This window comes from Spirosoma fluminis (assembly GCF_054778895.1).
This window is the reverse complement of sequence record NZ_BAAGZD010000010.1, coordinates 100083-120505: the sequence shown is the minus strand read 5'-3', so window position 1 is coordinate 120505 and position 20423 is coordinate 100083. Positions and strand designations below refer to the sequence as shown.

The following is a 20423-nucleotide window of genomic DNA, read 5'->3' as shown; positions in this document are numbered from 1 at the left end:
CTAACTGGTCAGTTTGCCCAGAACGGCCCGGACTATACGGTGATGGCCTTTCAGAGAGGGGTGAACGCCGTCTTCAACCAAGTAATCAGCCAGCTCATCGGCCTTGGCAAAATCGTCTTCCAGATCAATCACCAGCTCGGGCTGTGTGCGCAAAAATTCACTCACTGCCTGCGTATCGGCCTGCTGCCAACTCAACTGCATCTGTCTGAACCAGTGGTTATTGTGTTGAGCCGCTTCGATGATGGGTGTCGGCGTTAACCAAACCCAGTGACCGACGTTTGCCTGAGCTGCCAACTGACGCATATAGCCTAAATTTCGTTGGGTTTCTGCCTGACTCACGAGGGTTTTGCCCGGGTTGATGCCAATCCGCAGCGAGTCGTTGACCCCCAGCATACAAAAAATCCAGGTCGGCTTGTGTAGCAAGTGACTCGTAAATTGCCGTAGAGCGGCCGTGGTCGTATGGCCGGAAACGGCCATATTTAAAAACCGGATGTGTTTTTCCGGGCTAATTTGCTCCACCAGGGCCTGGAGTATGTTGAACCACGATAGGGCATCGTCGGTGTGGCTTTCACCCAGCGCTAACACTACGTCGTTATCCTGGAACGGAAGTCGATCCGCCTGAGCGGACACACTGGGGTCGGCCAGTAGTTCTTTCAGTACCTGCTGGATCTGGTGGCCGAACTGTGCTTTAGTAGCGCGATAGGCTGCTTCTGAAAGCCCAAATAGGGCACCTAGGGTCTGATCGTTTACATTAGGCAGGTACTGATAAAGCTTTTCGGGGTGAATCAGCTGTACCTGCTTCCGGGTTAATTCATTTGGCTCCATACCGTATTGTTACAATTTAGAAGTAATAATAATAATTTTATTACAAAACAGGAATAATTTGAAAGTGTTTAAAAAGCCAGTATACCTTCAGGAAAAATTTGACTGACTATGGATGAATTAATAGTATTGATCAATGCGTATGCCGACTACCAGAAGAGTCATACCGCGGTAACCGCGACCGAATTTTGTCGACATTTTATGGCCACTATGTCCACGATTCAACCGCCTTCTGGCGATCCTGCTTTAGCCAGAATAACTCCCTTGAGCCCTGATGCCAATTTCATACGGACCATTTCACGGCTGACGGCAGCCTACAACCTGTACCTGCGAATTGGGCTTCGGGCAACGAGTTTAGTCAATCAGGAACGGTTTAACCTGCTGGCGGCCACAAATCGGCTGAGTGAGAGCCGAAAAACGGATATTATTAATTATGCCCTTATCGAAATATCGACAGGAAGTGAAATTTTAAATCGGCTGGCGGAGGATGGGCTGATTAGTGAACGCGTGGACCCCGCAGACAAACGCTCGCGATTGGTGCGGATTACCGAAAAAGGCAAAGAAGCGCTCCAGCAAGGCTTCCATCAATCGACGCTGGCCCTTCAGATATTACTCCAAAACTTTCCAGAGGAGGATAAAAAGTTGTGTATACAACTCCTGCATCCGCTGGAAGAACGGCATTCAGTGATTGCTGTCGAAAACCGGAATAAATCATTGGCAGAAATACTGGCGGTAGTCGTCCCATGAGTCAGGCCTGTTGAAGGTCCTGATAAGGCACCTGACTACCTATCAGCTGGTCGGTCAATCTGGGCGTATTGTCTGGTGTATAAATTACTATAAAGGGTAGTCGAGTAGACAAAGGCTGAAAGGCCCTTGCCTACTCGACTACCCTAGTTGCATCAGTTTATATCAAACCGTTTTCGAGTTTCTTCCAGATAGGCACTATTTATATCTTTGGTACAGTTTTTTTTTACCTAATCGGCGTCGATGTTCTCTACTCCATTGCCACCCCTTGCACTCAAAAACAAACTATTTACTGCTTTGTTATTTTGTAACTATTTGCCAGTCAGGTCGTTGAGAAACTAAGCCTAACCAGCATTAGTATGTTGCATGTGTAGCTCATACATGGGCAAACAGAGTAGTAGCGTGTCTCAAGAAATGCCCCTTTTAAGGGTCGAGAAAATATAAGACCTTATAGCTGCAAACTTGAGTCAGATCATGTCTTAAATTGTTATCTCACGAACCAACGTCTCAGACTCAGACACACGCTTGATTATATGAGACATAGCCTGGAGCATTCCAACGACGACTAGCTCGATTAGTCGGCAAAAAATTAGCTGTAGATGTGCACTGTCAACTATGAGGTAGTATAGCTATAAGGAAGTTTTGCCAGATGGCCAGTGCCCTACCTTTTGCAATTACCACCGCTTACGAAATGTTCTGAAATCGATATATAGGTAAGTAGCCATTTCCAGTTATCCGATAAAGTTCAGCTTCTCTTCCGGTAACGCCGTTATGAAATCATTTATACTCCTGGCCTTGACGCTGCTGAGCGTTCAGGCATCACTCGCTACGCACCTGCGGGGCGGCTACATCCAGGCCAAGGCTATTTCAGGTTCAACCACCAGTTATGAAGTAACCGTAACGGTCTACCTCGATGAAGTGTCGGGACGGGCTGCCGCCGACCAGGCGCAGTTGATCAGTGTTTGCTTCGGCGATGGAACCAGCTCGAACGTTACCCGAGTAGCACGCGTACGAACAGGCGACAATACGCTTAGTGTGAATACCTACCAGATTGTCCATACCTACGCCGGTCCGGGGAACTACGTGTTGTCTACATCCATACAAAACCGCACCACCGCCAGAAACATAACCCGCGCCGATCAATTGCCGCTGCTCCTCACTACGTCTATTTCCACGAATACGCAGACGCCAAATACTACCCCAACCTTAGCCTTTCCTCAGAACGGATTCAGACTGAGTGTCAATCAGCCCGCAACCATTGCGTTTTCGGCCACGGACGCCGAAGGTGATAGCCTGGTATACGCTTTAGCCACGCCTTCGACCAGCAACAAATCGGATCAATGCCTTCGTGAGCCAGTTGACTCGTATAGCTTCCCCAATGACGTAACGCGCCGGGGTACGTTTAAACTGAACGGCCGCACGGGCAACCTGGTCTGGAATGCCCCCACCGAAGAAGGAACCTACAGCATTGCCGTAACCGTGAGTGAGTACAGACGGGGTATACTCATCAGCCAGACCGTCGAAGAGATTAGCGTACTAGTCGTTGATCAGCCGGGCACACCGGCCGTTATTCCGGGCTACGAACCGGCTGTGGTCGAAGCCGTGGTGACGGCTATTCGCGAATACGCCACTGAGGACGTAACGCTTACCGTTTTTCCGAATCCGGTCGACGACCGTTTGCAGGTGGTTGTGCAAACCGCTACGGCTTCACCGGCCACCCTTCAGTTAATGGATGCTACGGGTCGGCTGGTGCATGAGCTTGCGTTCACAAAAGCGTCCCGTCAGCACGAGCAGGTGATCAGCATGGGTAGTTTGGCACCGGGTCAGTACATACTACGTACCGAAGTAAGCGGACGATCGCTGGTCCGAAAAGTGGTTAAGCGGTAGCTTACAGCAGCTGCTTCCAGGTTCCCTTTACCCAATTGTATTTCAGGGTACTGGGCAGCGCTTTCCACCAGTATTTACTCAGCTCTACCGCAAACGACGGCTGCATGTAACAATTGATCGCGCAGCCTTCGCAGGCGGGTAAGCGACCTTCCAGCGCTACTAGCTTCTGAACTTCCTCGGAGCGGTATAGAGCGTACAGGTTATCGTTGATCGAAAAATCTTTGAGGCCTAAATGGTAGCAGGGCAACACAATTTTGTTTTCCGGCGAAATAACGATCGTGGTGCTGGCCGCCCGGCAGATGGGATCGTCAACATGATTGCCGCCATCCCGCCGGAGCTGAATAAAGGCGTCGTTGAGGTACACATTTTTCTGCCGCCCCCACCACGACATCTGCTGCAGGGCCGTTTCCGAGAAACGTTCGCCGGTTTGCACCGTATTATACTCAAAGACCGGATTCAGGATCAAGACCAGATCGTTGGGCAAGCAGATTTCTTCGTGCATCTGCCGAATCTGCTGCACATTGTGCTCAAAAACGGTGAATAAAATATCGGGGCGTTCGCCTAACTGCCTGGCGATGGCAATGGATTCCATAACCTTGTCGAAACACCGAACTCCCCTTGATTGGTCGTGCTCTTCGGCGATAGGCGAGTCAAGCGAGAAGTGAAGCATATCGACCAGTCCGCGAAGTCGTTCCGCCTGTTTGGGATACAGCAAGGCGTTGGTCGTAACGGTTGTTATCAGACCCAGCTCCTTGGCTTCGGTGAGCAGCTCGGGCAGCTGGCGATGCAGTAAGGGTTCTCCACCCGTAAAATCGACAACCCGAACGCCGAGCTTTTTGAGGTCACGCAGATTCTGGCGGGCACTGTCGAGCGTAACGTAGGGAGAGGGGCGCTCCCAGATGTCGCAAAAACCACAGGCCGCGTTGCAGCGGTACGTAACGTAGTAGTTGCACAAAACCGGATGGGAGACGAGACGCATGACTTTTTTAGGAATCAGGAGCGAGGAGATGGGAGTGAGAAGGCTCCACTTATTGAAAGAAATAGACGCATAAATATGCTCACTCCTATCTCCTCGCTCCCAACTCCTCGTTACTGCAGCATCCGGAACAGACTGGCCAGCTTGTCTTTCAGGTCTTTCCGATCGACAATGAAATCGAGAAAGCCATGTTCCAGGACAAATTCCGCGCTCTGGAACCCTTTAGGCAGATCTTTACCGATAGTTTCCCGAATGACGCGCGGCCCGGCAAAACCGATAAGCGCTTCGGGCTCGGCGATGTTGAAATCACCCAGCATGGCGTACGAAGCCGTTACGCCCCCGGTTGTCGGGTCAGTCAGCAGCGAAATGTAAGGCAGCTTAGCCTGCGACAGCAAGGCCAGCTTCGCGGAGGTTTTCGCCATTTGCATGAGCGAAAAGCCCGCTTCCATCATCCGCGCCCCACCCGATCGGGAGATCATCAGAAATGGCGTTCGGGTTTTCATGGCGTGGTCAATGGCCCGGGCAATCTTCTCGCCCACAACCGATCCCATTGAACCGCCAATAAAATTGAAGTCCATGACGGCAATGGTTACATCGACCCCGTTCATGGTACCATAGGCGGTCCGAACGGCATCGCGCAGCCCCGTCTTTTCGATGGTTGCCTTCACCCGGCTGGGGTAAGGCTTTGTATCAACGAAACCGAGCGGGTCGGCCGAGGTCATAGACTGATCAAGCTCGGTAAACTCGTTTTCGTCGAAAAGAATCGAGAAATAGGCGTCTGAGCCAATCTTTTCGTGGTAGTTGCAATGCACGCAGGTATAGGCATTGAGCTTATGCTCCCGCGTGTGCATCACTTTTTTACAGTTTGGACACTGGTACCACAGACCGTCAGGAGCCTCCAGCTTCATTTCGGTTGGGGTTTGAATGCCCTTATCTTTTCTAACGAACCAAGACATAGTTGAACTAGACAGTTGATGAGCGGCCTGTTATCAGGTATCCGGATTAGGTGCAGCTACAGGCTACCTGCCGCAAACGGGCGTAAAGGTACAAAGAAATCAGGTGGTCGAAGCAAAACAAAGCGCACGAATCATCGTCTTCCACGCAGTCGGCCTTTCAGCAGACATCTCGCTTTGTTGATCCATTGTGACGGTTAAACGATCATTTATTCCTGTTCGCCCCTAATCAGATGGGGTAAGGGTGTTCGCTCCACCAATTTTGGGCCAATAAAACCAAAACACAACGCAGAATAGTACTAATGACACCCTCTTTTACCTTCCTCTCCGGCACGGACACGCGTAGATCAGCTCGGATGCTCAGTCGATTGTTCACCTTACTTTTTGCCACGACCGTTCTGGTAACGGGCTGTAAAAAAGAATCCGAAGTAGCGCCCGACAGTACCCTGCTTGCCGCGGCTGGTGCCGATCAGAACGTTCAGGTTGGCCAACCCGTTACGCTCGACGGAAGCGCATCGGCCGACAATCAGGGCAAACCGCTTACGTTTCAGTGGAACCTCGTCCGCAAACCCGCCAAAAGCAACGTAACGCTGGGTGGCCCGACAACGCCCAAACCCACGTTCACTCCTGACGAAGTTGGCGAATACGAAGTGGAGCTAACCGTTTCGAACGGTACGGCACGCAGCACCGACAAAGTTCTGGTAACCGCATCCGTCGCCGAGCCGCTGGCCATTACCCAGAACATTACGGTTAAAACGGTTTTAACGGACCGCGTCCTCAATCCCGAACTACCTGATTACATCGTCACCAAGAGCGTGGCCGTTACGTCGGAACTGACCATCAATCCAGGCGTAGTGATTGCTTTCGAGCGGGACGCCCGCCTGGACATCAACAGTGAAGGGCTGATTGTAGCGAAAGGCGAAGCCGACAAGAAAATCAAGTTCGTAGGTGTTCAAAAAACCAAAGGCTTCTGGGTCGGCATTATGGTGTATTCGGGCAGCAACGCAAACGTATTCGAGAACATTGAAGTGCATCACGCAGGCAGCCGGGCTTTGCTCAGCAGCGTTAAAGCGGGTATGGCGCTTTTTGGCAACGGCAAAGCGCAGATCGCGCTGAAGAACAGCCTGTTTGCGGATAATGACGGCTACGGTCTGTTCGTCAACGAAGGGGCGATTCTGCGGGAGTTCAGCACCAACTCGTTCAAAAACAACACGGAAGCCGGTATTTTACTGGATGCAGTGAACGTAATAAAACTCGATGCTGCATCCGTATTCACGAGTGGCAATGGACGTAACGTTGTGGAAGTGAGCACGTCAGCTATTCAGGACAGTAAGGATGCCGAAACGGTCTGGACCGGTTTTGCCGACAAAACACCGTACCGGCTAAATGGCGACCTCACCGTGAATACCGGCTGGAAGTTAAACCCGGGCGTTACAATTGAAGTGGGCCGCGACGCAGCTATCCGGATTAACGGCGAGGGCTATCTATCGGCTAAAGGCACCGCAACGGAGAAGATTACGATTACGGGGGCAAGCCGCACGCCCGGTTACTGGAGAGGGCTGATCTGTTACTCAACCAGCCCGCAGAACGTTATCGAATACGCCGAGATCAGCAATGCCGGCAGCAACGCGATTGTATCGGGCAAGAAAACGAACATTGCGGTGTACGGGGCCAAGGCCGCTCTGTCGATTAAAAACACGAAAATCAGCGGCAGCACCGGGCACGGTATCTACGTCGGCTACAACTGCGTACTGAATGCCGACGCAGCGACAATCAATACGTTCGAGGCCAACGGCGCAGCAAATATTATGATTGATAAATAGCCTTTGCAACAACGTACCACGCGCGCAGGCGGTTCGGATTCGGTTCTGAGCCGCCTGTTCGTTTATAGACATCTGAGCGCGCTCTTGTTACGAAAATTGTATTTTGCAGAGATGCTTCCTGCTCAGAGTATCCAAGCGATCCAGCCGAACGAAGCCATGCGAGCAGCCAAACAACAGAGCAATTTTCAGTATTTCCGGATTATCATCACGCGCTGGCGGGATAACGATACGTATGGCCATGTCAATAACATGCTAATACTTGATGAGGATAATACCGGCTTCAATCGACTCGCCAACGGCGAAGCTATTCAGCAGGTCATTAGGTGCTCATTCAAACGATGCAATAGCCAGACTGATCGGGTGCGTTAGAAACTGAGTACGTATTGCACAGTACCCTGTTGTTCACGGATAGGCTGCGGGCCCCGATTAAGCATGGTATTAGCGCTCACCGACAATCGATGCTGAGTTGACAATTGATAGTTGATCGAAAAACTGGTATTCAGCAGAAGATCTACCTGGGTGTAGTCAGTGATCTGCTCAAGACTTTTCAGATAACTGACAGCCAGGCTTATCTCCAGCTTATCATTCTTACCTACCTTCTGGTCAATACTCACCAAGGTGCCGTAGAACATACTGGTGATGGCCTGCATCCTGGTATGAGTATAGCTATAACCAGCGGTTACGTTCAAGCCGGTGGGCAGATGCTGAAAAGAGTACGTCAGGCTATAACTCCAATTCTTGTACTGGTTAGTTTCGGCGGTAAATGAGTTTAGATCCTGCAACTCCTGACACGTAGCCAAGCCGGTTACCGTGTGCACCTGCGTCGGGCCGGTCCAGCTTTTAAACACACTACCCGATATTGTTCGGTTATTTTGGGCCACGCGGATCGTATCGTTCAAGGGCCGGAAACCCGCTCGCTGCGTAATGCCGTGGTTAGACACAGTCAGATCAAGAGTTAAGTCACTGTCTGATACATAGGACGCACTGAACGAGCCAATCATACGGTTCAGGCGAATTTTCTTCTGGTTACACAGATTATCGTGCTGCCAGCCCGCACTGACCTGCACATTGAGCCTCTTTTTAAAAAGTCGCAGCGAAGGAACCACCGTCATACTTTCAATATCCTGCTGAACGGAGTACACACCCATCGATTTATAGCCGGGTTCAATGCGTTTGTATCGTAGTTTCAGATCACCCCATTTCCCCTTGTAACCAAGTGATGTTTGCAAAGCCGTCCGAAAATCCGTCGACGGTCGGACCGCGACAAACTTCTCCAGCCAATTGATCCCTTTCCAACATCCGGATTGACTGCTGGCAAAAGCAGACGTACTAAAGCTATGCGTATCGGTAGTATATGCACTGCTGGCCGCGTCGAGTGTAATCAGCAGTTTTTTATACAACCGTATCCGACCACTTAGGCCCAGCACCGTGTTCTCGGCAGGAGTTAACTGCCCCCAGCTGTCAGGCCTGGCCGATGAGCCATCGTCAGCAGCACGGAGCAGAATCAGATCTATGTAGTTTTCGGTGTTACCAACCCCTACTTTGGCGCTGTAGCCGGTTCGTCGGAACGAAGCCAGTCGGTTAAGGTCGGTATCACTCGCATACACAGCCTTGCCAAACCGTCCCACAATGTATCCAAAGCGAAACAAACCGGGATTCAGTTCGACTCCTATGCCGACTACAGACTGGCCCGCCAGTGTAAAAGGCGAAAATATAAGGCTGCGGTAGCCGCCGTGCAACGTAAGCCAGTCCTTATACTGCGGACTAATACTAATCTGGTTATAGGCTTGTGGCCCCTGACTTCGCTGTGAACTCCCAACGATCTGAAGCGGAATGCGCCAGCCCGAAGGCGCTATCAGCATCAGCACACCGCTTAAATTGCAGGGCGTTAGTTGAGCATGGTCTGTTTCCAGGCCACGCACTGCATAACCTCCCGCCGAGAGACTCAACTCGCCCGCGAACTGCACGGCTGGCTGCTGCAAAAGGGTAGAATCAGGTCGTGTACTGGCGTAGCTCGCGGATGAATCGGGCTGGCAAATCTGAGCCTCAACCGGCCTGGACAACAAAATTAACCAGAAGAGAACGAGGAACCGTAAAGCAACATTCATGGGGTTGGTCATGGTGAAGAACATCACAAAGTTGGCCGCTTCAGCGGGGCAGTTTCAATACCGACTTGTTTGTATTTTATGGCCTTCAGCTCTATGAAATTCACACCATTCTGCACCAGCTCTGTTATGTGTAAGCACGTACAGCCGTTCAGCGATCTGCCCTGAATAAGGTGACTATCGGGCAGGAACCGAAGGGAATCTGTTTACGGCCGGTAAAGGCAACGGCCAGAGCTTCGTGCTCTGGCCGCTCTAAACAATGATCATCTGATTTATTAATTACCCAGCTGCAGGGACTGTGGACCCGACGGCACATAGATCAGGAATTTCAGCGTGTCGGAGGTTGTGGCACCAACCAGGAAATAAAAGACAACATTGGTAAATATATTGCGGCAGGCATACGCTTCTACCCCCCCCGTGTTGGGCGTATTCAGGTATAAATGACTGATATGGGTCACATTGCTCATACAAAGCTCACCCTTGATCGTAGGTCCGCTCAAATACACGTAATTACTGGCTAGTTTATTTGCAGTGATATCGATGGAGGCCCTGACCTTGTACTTAGGTGCACCATCGTCACCTTCAATGTCTGACGAATAGACCGTCACCACTTTCGTTTTCTCGCGGGGATTGTAGGATACCTCCTCGAAGGAGTATTTAACCTGTTGGGCGTAGCCTGAGATTGTAATCAGGCATAGGATTATAATGCTACATGCAACTTTCATTGTACTGGCGATTTTTAAAGGTTGATTAAATTAAGTAGACTGGTACAGACGGAACGTGGTTGGTTCGACTCGCTCTGGACAGCGAGTCGATGCGCTGAAGAAATTACTTGTCTGCCGAAAGCGTCCTGACAGAGCGAACTTAACGAGCAGATTTCCAGGCGTTAAAGTTTTGCTGCGAAATTCTGGATAGGTGGTTTGTACAGGTAAATAATGGGGCTACCACTCTGATCGGGTACGGAAACATAAACAGCCAGGTTCGTGCCGACGCCTTTGTGGATTCGCATACCCGTCGATGTCAAATCACCTGCCTTGCACTGAAACGGAACGGGTGTGGTTAGCATAGCAACTTGGTTCATCAGCCACTTTTTGCCCGTTTTGATTTCTGTAACCACCAGATTGCTTACCTTTTTTGCTGTAAAATCCGCCTTCATTGTAACAGAATAAATCGGATCTCCCTCAGCGTCCGAAATTCCGAGCAGAGGAAGTTCACCGAGTTGCATGACTGGCTGCTTTTCTTCCGGCGTAATGTAATAGATGTTTACGGCGCACTGCCCCTGGCCGACCTGAGCGAATCCTTCAGCCGCAAAGCCGAGCAGAATAGCGAGTATTGCGATGCCTTTTTTCATTGAATTCAATTAGTTTGTTTGGTTTAACTCACGAAAAGGTTTGTCCCTTTGAGCGATACAAAGGTGGGGGTTCAGAAAGGGGAGAATCCATACAAACTAGTTCGTATTTTCAGCGCAATGCCCGTTTTTCTTTTCCCATTACCGGTCACGATTATAGCTGTTTTGTATAGAGCCTGACCGGAGCAGGATAGTAAAAGAGAGGAGTAGGCCCGGCAAAGCGTGTTCAGGAGGAAGCTGTATTGGTTAGCTTACTAGCAGGATAACCTCCTGATTCATTGAGCGATTGAACGACGAAAAATCCGATCGAATACGTTTATACCTGCGCCTGATGATTAAGTATGGTAATTACTCAACCCGCAAAATCTCACGCTCATCGGGCGGATTCGGGCGCTCATCGCCTTTTAGTTTCTGACCTGGCGATCTCATGGCAATTTTGTCTCACCGGCCGCCAATAAGGCCTGCCGGTCGAACGGGATAAACAAATACTTACGTCAAAAAGCCATGAAAAAAGTCTTAATTCTCATGCTGGGCCTGGTAGCCAGTACCGCATCATTCGCTACGGAATCAACGCCACAACCGTCAACCGCTCAGACCCATCTGGTCATGACCTCCGAGCATAAAATCAGGCTATACGTTCAACCGTATCAGACCAAAGGGCAGCTTGCCATTCTGAACGATAAAGGGCAGTCTCTCTACGCATCAAACGTGGCCCTTCAAAAAGGATTGAGCCGCCAGTTCGATTTCTCAAATCTGGCCGCCGGTACGTATCGCCTGACGCTGAAAACCGACAAAGAAACCTTCGTTAAAACGTTTGTTGTGCAGACTGACCCCCACGAAAGCTTTGTTGTTCAGGAATCCTGATGCTCGAAGAGTGGTTGCTGGTTTGGCCAATACGTATTGGCCAAACCATACGAAAAGGCAACTGGTCAGCCAATCCGAATACGACCGGCAACAGTGTCCTGGCTGAACCAACGAACGGTTCGGCCCCTTTTTTCGCACTCAGCAGTAGTAGCCCGTCGGTTGCTTTGCCTTTGACAACGTAGCATGGTCGCAACGCTTACGTACCGACAAAAATGGCAGTTGGCCATTCGGTTACTCGTGCTGTATTCTCCCTTACTGCTTTATATCAACCTGCCTCAGTCGGTTCGCACCCCGGCTAAGCTGGTAGAGCTTTTGCCGTTTATAAGCATTGTTGTTCTGATTGCGCTGGGTTTATACTTTATCTGGATTATCATCACGGATTGGCTGCAACTTCAGCTGTTTCGCCTGTTTGGCGACGATTTTCTACTGGATTTCAACTGGGGAGCGCTCGTAGTGAGCATGATTATCTCGCTCGCACTAGCCCTGCTCTACGCCCAGGTTTTTCAATGGATCATTTTAACGATCTTTTCCTTTATTTTCCAGCCGGATGCCGGTCATCACCAGACGCATACCCCACCGTTCAGCCCGGACGTATTCGCTTATTTGCAGCGGGTGAATAAGGTATTCAACCTTGTTGTGATGTTATCCGCCTTTTACCTGACCATTATCTCCCGCTCCTACCAGCAACTGAAAGAGGTGAAGCTTCGGGCCGAGCAGTCGGAGAAAGAAGCGGCTTTGAGTCAGGTTGAAGCGCTGAAACATCAGCTCAGTCCCCACTTCCTCTTCAACAGCCTGAGTATTCTGATTTCCATGGTACACGAGGACGCGGATCTCTCCGAGAAATACATAAAACAGCTCTCCAGGGTGTACCGCTACATCCTCGAGCAGCGGGATCAGGAACTCGTTTCCCTTAAGACGGAAGTGGAGTTCATTCAGGCCTATACATTTCTGCTGGAGATCCGGTTTGAGCATAAATTCAATGTCTCTATAGAACTGGATCAGGCCCAGCAGGAGCAGTACCGGATCGCGCCCTTGGCCCTTCAGCTATTGCTCGAGAATGCGATCAAACACAATCGAATGTCCATAAAATCGCCCCTGCACATTCGGATCTACTGCCAGGCGGATGTGCTGTTGGTGGAGAATCCGCTGTTACCCCGCGATCAACCCGAAACGTCGACGGGTGTAGGGTTACGAAATATCGTTAACCGCTACGCGCTGCTTACCCCTCGAACCGTGACCTACGGCCAGCAAGACCAATCGTTTTTTGTTAAACTTCCCCTTTTATGATGAACGTCGTCATTATTGAAGATGAAGATCGTAACGCCCGCCAACTGGAGCGACTGCTGAAAAAATACGACCCAACGATCCATATTCTGACTCAGCTCCCTTCGGTAAACGAAGCGGTGGAGTGGTTTACGCACCACCCAATGCCCGATCTGGCGTTTATGGATATTCACCTCGAAGACGGGCTAGCCTTCCGTATTTTTGAACAACTGACGATCAGCCTGCCGGTTATTTTCACGACTGCCTACGACGAGTACGTCCTGAAAGCGTTTAAGGTGAACAGCATCGATTATTTGCTCAAACCGGTCGACTACGACGAGTTAGTAGCCGCTCTTGAAAAATTCAAAGCCCTCCGCAGCCAACCGGCACTGCCAGACCTGACTACATTGCTCCAATATATCCAGAAACCTCCCTCGAATGGTTTTAAAGAGCGGTTTATGGTTAGCCTTGGCACCAAAATACACAGCGTGGAAGTGACCGATGTCGCGTATTTTTTTTCGGAGGAAAAAGCTACGTTTCTGCTTACCAAAGCCGGTCAGTTGCTGCCGCTCGAATACAGCCTCGATCAGTTATCGGATTTGCTGAATCCAACCCATTTTTTTCGGGTGAACCGCCAGTTCATCGTCGCCCGGGCTGCCATCCAGACGGTTCATGCTTATTCAGCCGGAAAACTCAAACTCGATTTGCTGCCTGCATCTCGCCAGGAAGTGTTCGTCAGTATGAGTCGGCTATCGGAGTTCAAAGACTGGCTGGGCCGTTAAGCTACATTTCCTCATTATCCCGAGCACGAACGGACTACGTTACTCAGGCGAGTATGAACCCGGTTGGGTGTGATAGTAGAGGCTTCAGCAATTGGTTACTATTCATTCTAAACCGATCCGCATTACGTTCTTTTATAGCAATTCAGCGTACCACAGCTAGCTCTTCGCTCAGATTTTGACCGAGTGGCTTCGGCTTCGGCTTTGTTTGTAGCCGGAAAGTTGTTGCTTTGCGGCCATGAAACACGTATTGACTGCGCTATTGGTTAGCCTTGCCGCGTCCGCCTTTGGTCAGGCATCGGTGGCCTACTACCCCTTCAACAACCTCATTTCTGTCAGCTCAAATGCTGAACGCGCCCTCTGGCTCGACGCCCGTGTTCAAACGAATACGGTGTTTGGCTCGCTCAGCACCACCTTTTGCCCGATGGTGAACGTAGTCCGTAAAGAACAGGTCAACTACTACACGGGGCTGGGCGTTCGGTTCAATTTCCTGAACAGCATCGACGACCGGGACGTACTGGAAGGGTACTCGCTGCATGTTGGCGTACGTATTAAGCCGATTCCGTTCGTACCGAACCTGCGGGTTGCGTTTGAGCTAGCCCCGTACGCCCGCAAAGACTTCAAGACGGGCAACCTGCAATCGTTTCTGGGACTGGTGTATCAGTTCAGCAAGAAGCAAACGCTCAATTAAACACGTAGAAACAGCGAAGAGCGTGCAGAAAGTAAATTGGTCTACTTTCTGCACGCTCTTCGCTGTTCCGATTCTTCCGGATCTATTTCCGCTCGGTCTGATTGTACGTAAACGTACCGTGTTCGAGCTTGTTAGCCCGGTCGAAGAGCTTCAGGGCCTTCTGATACGTATCATCTACCTCACCGGCAACTTTGAAATACTCGTTGTTCTGACCGGCTTTGTTACTCTTCTGATAAATGTACCGGGCTACCAAGGCTTTCACCTGCGTACGGATGTAATTCTTCGAGCGCTGGAATTCCTTATCGTTGTACTTGATACCCTCGGCCGTAGCGTCTTTCACCAGCCGGGCCAGCAGCTCATCGTTGATGTTTACGGCCTGGTTGAACTCATCGAAGGAAAGTTTGTCGAGCTTCTTCCGGTTGTCGTTCGCATACTCCATCGCAAATTCGCGGATGATGTTCTTGCCGTACAGTTGCAACAGATACGGTGTCTGCCAGCTCGAATCGCGTGGGATAAAATAGTCTGGCGTAATGCCGCCCCCACCGTAAACAACCCGGCCACCGTCGGTCTTAAATTTCAGTTTCGGGTCGTTTTTGATAGAGTCCGCGATGTAGTACTCACCCCGCTTCGAGCGTAGTTCAAGGTCTTTTTCGTAGTCCCCTTCCTGACCGGGTATGTAGGGCTTCTGAATGCTACGTCCGCTCGGCGTGTAATACCGGGAAATGGTCAGGCGTAACTCCGAACCGTCGGAGAGTTGAACCGGCATCTGCACCAGCCCTTTCCCGAACGACCGCCGACCCGCGATCAACGCCCGGTCGTGGTCCTGCAAAGCACCCGCTACAATCTCCGAAGCCGAAGCACTTCCCTCATCCATCAGCACCACCAGTGGCCCTTCTTCAAACTGACCCGTCACCCGCGCGTGCGTCTGGCGATCGTAGCGACTGTCTTTGCCGTTGGTATAGACCAGCAGCTTGTTGCCCGAGATGAACTCGTCGGCTATACTCGTCGCGCGGTCCATGTAGCCACCCGGATTATTCCGCAAATCGAGCATCAGTTGGGTCATGCCCTGTCCCTTTAAGGCGTTTAGCGCCGTCTTAAACTCATCGTAGGTGGTTTCGGAGAAGCGGTTCACCTTAATGTATCCCGTTTTTCCATCGACCATGTAAGCCGCATCAACCGAGTAAGTCGGAATCCGTTCGCGGGTAACGGTAAATACCCTGCCTTCTTTTTCGCCTTTACGGAGAATCGTCATTTTCACCTCCGTACCGCGTTTACCCCGAAGTGCTTTAAACACCGCGCTATTCTCAACTTTTCCACCGGCCAGGGGCGTATCGTTTACTTTAATGATCTTATCCCCGCTCTGAATACCGGCGGCCTCTGATGGGCCACCCGCCAGGGGCGTCACGACGTAAACGGTATCTTTATAAATGTTGAACTCAACCCCGATGCCGTCGAATCCGCCTTCCAGCTGCGACCGCGCTGCTATCGCGTCCTGCGGGTTCATGTAGGCCGTGTGCGGATCGAGCTTATGGAGCATTTTCTCGATCGAGAAATCGACTAATTCATCCGTATTGACCGTATCAACGTAGTTGTTTTCAATCAGTTGCAGAATTTCGCGGTATTTGGCATAGCCACGCCCAATGTTATTAATACTTTTAGCGCCCCCAAAAAATGTGGCACCAACCAGCATACCACCGGCCAAGGTTATCCCCAGCAGCATAGGTAATCGAACCGTTGCTTTATCGTTTTGAATCTGGCTGTTAGCGCCCGGGCGCCCGGTGCCTTTGTGCCCGGCCGATTCATCGTTGACGTGTTGTCCTGCTTCCATTCTGTTCTAGCCCTCCTTACATCAGATAATATCTATCCCCTAAACGAGCAGAAGATAGCGAAATGTTTGCCAGAAGGTCTTGTATGGTATAAAAATTTAATGAATAAATAAACTTGAGGAAATCAGCCTGCATTTCAGCCCATTTCATGTTCGCTGCAGACCTTATTGTTCCATCGAAAATTCCGTGAACTGGTCCAAAGCCGCCGGGTTACGGAGGGTATCTTTGCTGGTCACCAGCGAAGCATCGACGCCCGATAAAATCTTCTTGACCGGTGTTTCGAGTTTCTTGCCGCTGATCGTATACGGGATGTCGCTGACCGGGTAAATCGCGTCGGGAACATGGCGCGGACTGAACTGACTACGTAACGTTTGCTTAATGCGGGTGATGAGGTCGTTGTTTAACGTAAAGCCATCGCGCAAAACCACAAATAAAGGCATGAAATAGCGGCCACCGGGCCGCTCCAGACCCACCACCAGACTATCTGCAATTTCGGGCAACTGCTCCACGGCGCTGTAAATCTCGCTCGTCCCGATCCGAACGCCATCCCGATTCAGGGTAGCATCGGAGCGACCGTAGATGATTACGCCGTTCCGTTCGGTAATGCGTATGTAATCACCGTGCCGCCAGATTCCGGGATACTCCTCAAAATAGCTCTTTCGGTACCGTTCGTTGTTAGGGTCGTTCCAGAAATAAATCGGCATAGACGGCATCGGCTCCAGGATAACCATTTCGCCCAAAGCGCCCCGAACCGGCTTAGCATTTTCATCGAATGCTTCAACTTTACAACCCAGCAGCCGACTCTGAATTTCGCCTTCATAGACTGGCAGCAGCGGATTGCCGCCCACGAAGCCGCTGCACACATCGGTACCGCCACTTAACGAAATCAGCCATACGTTCGACTTAACCGACTCATAAACCCAGCTGAACCCTTCGGGCGGCAGGGGCGAACCCGTGGAGCCGATCGTGCGCAGATACGCCAGCCTGTTTGTCTGGGAAGGTTTTATGCCCGCCCGGTGGCAGGCCAGCAGATAAGCCGCCCCACCCCCAAAATGATTGATTCGGGCTTCGTCGGCCAGGTTCCAGAGCACGTTCAGATCCGGATAGCCCGCAGCGCCGTCGTAGAGCACCAACGTAGCGCCAGCCAGCATCGAGCCAACCGCATAATTCCACATCATCCAGCCCGTCGTCGAATACCAGAAATAGCGGTCGCCCACGCGGACGTCCTGGTGCAGCGCCAGCGCCTTCAGGTGTTCGAGCAGGCAACCGCCAACGCTATGCGTAATGGCTTTGGGTTTGCCGGTTGTGCCCGACGAATACAAAATCCAGATGGGGTGGCTGAACGGTACGGGCTCAAACGTTAATCCATCGGGTGCGGGCGTGTTCAAGACGTCCTGCCAGAGCGTAGCCCGTTCGAGTCGGCTATCGGGGTTCAGGTATGGCACCCACACCACGCGCTGAAGCGTGGGCAGGTTGATTCTCAGCTCACGGGTAGCCTCGGTTTTGTCAATGGCCTTGCCGTTATAGGTGTAGCCATCGGCCGCGATGAGCACTTTAGGCTCGATTTGCTGAAACCGGTCGAGCACGCTGGCGGTACCAAAATCAGGCGAACAACTCGACCAGACGGCCCCGATGGCGTTGGTCGCCAGAAACGCAACAACGGCCTCCGGAATGTTCGGCAACACAGATACGACCCGGTCGCCGATTCCAACACCCTGCAACCGCAGGTACGCAGCCACGGCCGCAACCTGGTCCTCTAGTTCATCCCATTCGATCGCTTCCAGCCGCTGCCGCTCCGACGCGAACAGCAGAGCCGGTGCCCCGTCGGTACGTCCCCCATCCGTTCGACGGGATGTCGATTTATGCCGAAAAATGTGTTCAGCATAGTTGAGCGTTGCACCGGTGAACCATTCGGTACCGATCATCTCCCGGGGATTCGGTTTAAAGAAAACCTGGCGGTACGGTGTATGGCTCTGAACGCCGAAGAACTGCCAGATGCTCTCCCAGAAGTCTTCCAGATCCGTCACCGACCAATCCCAGAGATCGTCGTAATCCCGGAAATACAAGCCTTTTTTTATAAATAACCAGTTAATGTATTGTTTCATTAGCGACTGCTCGATGGCGCGTCGGTCGGGCGTGTATAAAGGCGTCAGAGTTGGGCGAGGCATGATCCAGTTGGGCCGTTGGTTCTAGGTTCGAGTCTCAGGTCAGCACTTGCCGCCGGTACGTCAATCTGATTTGGGCAGGTTAAACCGGTGTGCGGACACGGGAACTCACGAGTTAGTAACGACTTCTGTGGTCTGCGGATTGTTTTTACCCGAAAAAGCGTTGGAGAGACAACGGACATAGTACGGTTCCGGCGAAAAGCCGTAACTTTGCATCCCTTTTGAACTACGCTTCAGCCCACGCACTGATAATCAGCACTTCATAAAAATAAAATAAGACAATTTACTGGATTATTCCATGAATCAGGATTTTGACTCGAACGACAGCCGGGACGGTGATCGTCGTTCATCGGGTCGTCGGGATGACGACCGCAACCGCGGAGAGCGCCGGAACGACGGCCCACGTTTTAACCGGAGCAGCAACACTGACCGCCGGGATGCTTCAGCGCCCCGCTATAACCGGGACAACGACCGCCCCAACCGGCCCACCGATCGCCGGAATGATGGTCCTCGCCCGGACTTTAACCGGAACCGGCCGACTGACAATCGCTCAGGTGGTTCCGACGACCGCCGTCCCCGATTCGACCGGGATACCAGCCGTGGTGGCGATGCGGGCGACAGAGCCCGTCCGCGCTTTAACCGGGACGACAACGACCGGACAGACCGGCGTCCTTCGCGCCCGGGCTTCGACCGGGGCCGTGATGAGAACCGTTCCGGTGATCGTCGTCCTTCTTTCGACAGAAACCGACCTGATGGGGACCGCCCTCGTTTTAACCGCGAACCCCGCTCCGATAATTTTAATTCAGACAAACCCCGGTTCGACCGTGGCACTGACCGTCCCAACCGGGATAGCAGGCCGGGCGACCAGCGGTCGACGAACCGCCGGGACCGCGACGATGAGGCCCGCCCTCGTTTCAACCGGAACGATCGGGGTGATCGTGACCGGAGAGATGATAAACCCCGGTTTGACCGGAACGACCGGCCCCGATTCGAGCGCGATGGAGATCGCCGGGATTCGGACTCTTCCCGTTTCAGCCGTGAGCCTCGTTCCGACAATTCCAATTCAGAAAGACCTCGTTTTAACCGGGATAACGATCGCCCCAACCGGCCTGCCGGGTCACGCGACCGGAACGACCGGCAGGATAAGCCAGCGTTCAAACGGGTAGGTGGTTTTCAGCGCGATGCTGACGAGCGCAACCGATTTGGTGGCGATGACCGTCGCAACTCACGTAACGAGTCCACGCGATTCTCACCCGAACAGCGGAAGGAATCGGGCGAACGGCGCACGGGTTTCTATGCCAAAGCGCCCAACTACGATCTGGAGGAGAAGCGGCATAATGCCCCCATGCAAAGACGGGAGCGCCAGGAAAGCGATCAGCCCAAACGCAAAGCAGCCGATGATGGCCTGACGCGCCTGAACCGCTATATCGCCAACTCAGGCGTTTGTTCCCGCCGGGAAGCCGATGAACTCATTGCCAGAGGTGACATTTCTGTTAACGGCAAAGTCGTGACTGAAATGGGTTATAAAGTAAAAGAAGGCGATACGGTTAAGTATGGCACCAAAACTCTGAACCCCGAACGGTTCGTGTACGTCCTGCTGAACAAACCGAAGGATTACATCACCACTACGGATGATCCCGAAGAACGGAAAACCGTGATGGAACTGGTAGCCGATGCGGGTAACTTCCGGATGTATCCGGTAGGCCGCCTGGATCGCAACACAACGGGGCTGTTGCTGCTGACTAACGACGGAGAACTGGCCGATAAGCTCACCCACCCGTCCCATAACATCCGCAAAATCTATCAGGTTGAGATCGATAAGCCCATTACCGATGAGCACTTCGAAGCGATCCAGCGCGGTATTGAGCTCGAAGACGGTCTGATCAAACCCGATGCGCTAAGCATTGTTACGCCCGATGCACACGTCATTGGCATAGAGATTCACTCGGGTCGCAATCGCATTGTCCGCCGTATTTTTGAGCATCTGGGCTATGAGGTTACCAAACTCGACCGCACTACGTATGCGGGTCTTACCAAAAAAGAACTGCCCCGCGGCAAGTGGCGCTTCCTCGACCCTAAAGAGGTGGTGAAGCTGAAGTACTTTAATTAAAGAGTGAATGAGTGGAAGAGTGAATGAGTGAGAGAGCGTTTACCGTATGGATATTTGAATATTCATT

Annotated in this window: 17 protein-coding genes; 9 read left to right on the top strand and 8 right to left on the bottom strand. The window is 51.8% G+C overall.

All coding sequences use genetic code 11. The features are described 5' to 3' along the window. The gene (locus ACYVBJ_RS14135; RefSeq protein ID WP_460982953.1) at nucleotides 1-825 is read right to left on the bottom strand and encodes an SGNH/GDSL hydrolase family protein; all 825 of its coding nucleotides are present in this window, start codon (nucleotides 823-825) and stop codon (nucleotides 1-3) included. Between the two features lie 108 nt (nucleotides 826-933). Here ACYVBJ_RS14135 and ACYVBJ_RS14130 point away from each other — a divergent pair, with 108 nt between their 5' ends. Further along, nucleotides 934-1569: a MarR family winged helix-turn-helix transcriptional regulator gene (locus tag ACYVBJ_RS14130; protein ID WP_460982952.1), complete on the top strand. Its 636-nt coding sequence runs from the start codon at nucleotides 934-936 to the stop codon at nucleotides 1567-1569. A 768-nt stretch (nucleotides 1570-2337) separates the two neighbouring features. Next, on the top strand, nucleotides 2338-3453 hold the full coding sequence (locus ACYVBJ_RS14125) for a T9SS type A sorting domain-containing protein (protein ID WP_460982951.1): 1116 nt from the start codon (nucleotides 2338-2340) through the stop codon (nucleotides 3451-3453). 1 nt (nucleotide 3454) lies between these two features. Here ACYVBJ_RS14125 and ACYVBJ_RS14120 read toward each other — a convergent pair whose 3' ends face one another. Beyond that, a complete protein-coding gene (locus ACYVBJ_RS14120) occupies nucleotides 3455-4432 on the bottom strand; it encodes a radical SAM protein (protein ID WP_460982950.1) in 978 nt (325 codons plus the stop codon). A gap of 110 nt (nucleotides 4433-4542) precedes the next feature. Beyond that, on the bottom strand, nucleotides 4543-5385 hold the full coding sequence (accD, locus tag ACYVBJ_RS14115) for an acetyl-CoA carboxylase, carboxyltransferase subunit beta (RefSeq protein WP_460982949.1): 843 nt from the start codon (nucleotides 5383-5385) through the stop codon (nucleotides 4543-4545). A gap of 299 nt (nucleotides 5386-5684) precedes the next feature. Between accD and ACYVBJ_RS14110 the strand changes: the two genes are divergently transcribed. Together ACYVBJ_RS14110 and ACYVBJ_RS14105 are read left to right on the top strand one after the other, a co-directional pair. Beyond that, complete coding sequence (locus ACYVBJ_RS14110) at nucleotides 5685-7205, top strand: PKD domain-containing protein (RefSeq protein ID WP_460982948.1); 1521 nt, start codon at nucleotides 5685-5687, stop codon at nucleotides 7203-7205. Between the two features lie 111 nt (nucleotides 7206-7316). After that, entirely contained in the window at nucleotides 7317-7574 is a 258-nt protein-coding gene (locus ACYVBJ_RS14105; RefSeq protein ID WP_460982947.1) for a hypothetical protein, read from the top strand. On the opposite strand, the gene ACYVBJ_RS14100 is transcribed toward ACYVBJ_RS14105, so the two are convergent. From ACYVBJ_RS14100 to ACYVBJ_RS14090, 3 genes are all read right to left on the bottom strand, one after another. After that, complete coding sequence (locus ACYVBJ_RS14100; RefSeq protein ID WP_460982946.1) at nucleotides 7571-9313, bottom strand: hypothetical protein; 1743 nt, start codon at nucleotides 9311-9313, stop codon at nucleotides 7571-7573. The genes ACYVBJ_RS14105 and ACYVBJ_RS14100 overlap by 4 nt on opposite strands. A 272-nt stretch (nucleotides 9314-9585) precedes the next feature. Then, complete coding sequence (locus tag ACYVBJ_RS14095) at nucleotides 9586-10035, bottom strand: hypothetical protein (RefSeq protein WP_460982945.1); 450 nt, start codon at nucleotides 10033-10035, stop codon at nucleotides 9586-9588. Nucleotides 10036-10196: 161 nt separating this feature from the next. Next, nucleotides 10197-10661, bottom strand: coding sequence for a hypothetical protein (locus ACYVBJ_RS14090; RefSeq protein ID WP_460982944.1), 465 nt, complete (start codon nucleotides 10659-10661; stop codon nucleotides 10197-10199). Nucleotides 10662-11162: 501 nt separating this feature from the next. On the opposite strand from ACYVBJ_RS14090, the gene ACYVBJ_RS14085 reads away from it, so the two are divergent. From ACYVBJ_RS14085 to ACYVBJ_RS14070, 4 genes are all read left to right on the top strand, one after another. Next, nucleotides 11163-11522, top strand: a complete 360-nt coding sequence (locus ACYVBJ_RS14085; RefSeq protein ID WP_460982943.1) for a T9SS type A sorting domain-containing protein — start codon at nucleotides 11163-11165, stop codon at nucleotides 11520-11522. Between the two features lie 183 nt (nucleotides 11523-11705). After that, nucleotides 11706-12809 (top strand): sensor histidine kinase, encoded by a 1104-nt coding sequence (locus tag ACYVBJ_RS14080; RefSeq protein WP_460982942.1) that lies wholly within the window; start codon nucleotides 11706-11708, stop codon nucleotides 12807-12809. Next, nucleotides 12809-13567 carry a LytR/AlgR family response regulator transcription factor gene (locus ACYVBJ_RS14075; protein WP_460982967.1) on the top strand — a complete coding sequence of 253 codons (759 nt, stop codon included), beginning with the start codon at nucleotides 12809-12811 and terminating at the stop codon, nucleotides 13565-13567. Before ACYVBJ_RS14080 ends, ACYVBJ_RS14075 begins: the two co-directional genes overlap by 1 nt. Before the next feature lie 235 nt (nucleotides 13568-13802). After that, nucleotides 13803-14255 (top strand): hypothetical protein, encoded by a 453-nt coding sequence (locus tag ACYVBJ_RS14070; protein WP_460982941.1) that lies wholly within the window; start codon nucleotides 13803-13805, stop codon nucleotides 14253-14255. A gap of 82 nt (nucleotides 14256-14337) precedes the next feature. Here the strand turns inward: ACYVBJ_RS14070 and ACYVBJ_RS14065 are convergent, their stop codons facing one another. Both ACYVBJ_RS14065 and ACYVBJ_RS14060 read right to left on the bottom strand, forming a co-directional pair. Beyond that, nucleotides 14338-15975, bottom strand: a complete 1638-nt coding sequence (locus ACYVBJ_RS14065) for a S41 family peptidase (protein WP_460982966.1) — start codon at nucleotides 15973-15975, stop codon at nucleotides 14338-14340. Nucleotides 15976-16245: 270 nt separating this feature from the next. Continuing rightward, nucleotides 16246-18249 carry an acetoacetate--CoA ligase gene (locus tag ACYVBJ_RS14060; protein WP_460982940.1) on the bottom strand — a complete coding sequence of 668 codons (2004 nt, stop codon included), beginning with the start codon at nucleotides 18247-18249 and terminating at the stop codon, nucleotides 16246-16248. Between the two features lie 295 nt (nucleotides 18250-18544). Between ACYVBJ_RS14060 and ACYVBJ_RS14055 the strand changes: the two genes are divergently transcribed. Beyond that, nucleotides 18545-20356, top strand: a complete 1812-nt coding sequence (locus ACYVBJ_RS14055; RefSeq protein ID WP_460982939.1) for a pseudouridine synthase — start codon at nucleotides 18545-18547, stop codon at nucleotides 20354-20356. The last annotated feature ends 67 nt before the right edge of the window (nucleotides 20357-20423 follow it).

Bases quoted from the DNA above. Each gene is read 5' to 3' on its own strand.
- ACYVBJ_RS14135 (WP_460982953.1), bottom strand. From the start codon at position 825: ATGGAGCCAAATGAATTAACCCGGAAGCAGGTACAGCTGATTCACCCC.
- ACYVBJ_RS14130 (WP_460982952.1), top strand. From the start codon at position 934: ATGGATGAATTAATAGTATTGATCAATGCGTATGCCGACTACCAGAAG.
- ACYVBJ_RS14125 (WP_460982951.1), top strand. From the start codon at position 2,338: ATGAAATCATTTATACTCCTGGCCTTGACGCTGCTGAGCGTTCAGGCA.
- ACYVBJ_RS14120 (WP_460982950.1), bottom strand. From the start codon at position 4,432: ATGCGTCTCGTCTCCCATCCGGTTTTGTGCAACTACTACGTTACGTAC.
- accD (WP_460982949.1), bottom strand. From the start codon at position 5,385: ATGTCTTGGTTCGTTAGAAAAGATAAGGGCATTCAAACCCCAACCGAA.
- ACYVBJ_RS14110 (WP_460982948.1), top strand. From the start codon at position 5,685: ATGACACCCTCTTTTACCTTCCTCTCCGGCACGGACACGCGTAGATCA.
- ACYVBJ_RS14105 (WP_460982947.1), top strand. From the start codon at position 7,317: ATGCTTCCTGCTCAGAGTATCCAAGCGATCCAGCCGAACGAAGCCATG.
- ACYVBJ_RS14100 (WP_460982946.1), bottom strand. From the start codon at position 9,313: ATGAATGTTGCTTTACGGTTCCTCGTTCTCTTCTGGTTAATTTTGTTG.
- ACYVBJ_RS14095 (WP_460982945.1), bottom strand. From the start codon at position 10,035: ATGAAAGTTGCATGTAGCATTATAATCCTATGCCTGATTACAATCTCA.
- ACYVBJ_RS14090 (WP_460982944.1), bottom strand. From the start codon at position 10,661: ATGAAAAAAGGCATCGCAATACTCGCTATTCTGCTCGGCTTTGCGGCT.
- ACYVBJ_RS14085 (WP_460982943.1), top strand. From the start codon at position 11,163: ATGAAAAAAGTCTTAATTCTCATGCTGGGCCTGGTAGCCAGTACCGCA.
- ACYVBJ_RS14080 (WP_460982942.1), top strand. From the start codon at position 11,706: ATGGTCGCAACGCTTACGTACCGACAAAAATGGCAGTTGGCCATTCGG.
- ACYVBJ_RS14075 (WP_460982967.1), top strand. From the start codon at position 12,809: ATGAACGTCGTCATTATTGAAGATGAAGATCGTAACGCCCGCCAACTG.
- ACYVBJ_RS14070 (WP_460982941.1), top strand. From the start codon at position 13,803: ATGAAACACGTATTGACTGCGCTATTGGTTAGCCTTGCCGCGTCCGCC.
- ACYVBJ_RS14065 (WP_460982966.1), bottom strand. From the start codon at position 15,975: ATGCTGCTGGGGATAACCTTGGCCGGTGGTATGCTGGTTGGTGCCACA.
- ACYVBJ_RS14060 (WP_460982940.1), bottom strand. From the start codon at position 18,249: ATGCCTCGCCCAACTCTGACGCCTTTATACACGCCCGACCGACGCGCC.
- ACYVBJ_RS14055 (WP_460982939.1), top strand. From the start codon at position 18,545: ATGAATCAGGATTTTGACTCGAACGACAGCCGGGACGGTGATCGTCGT.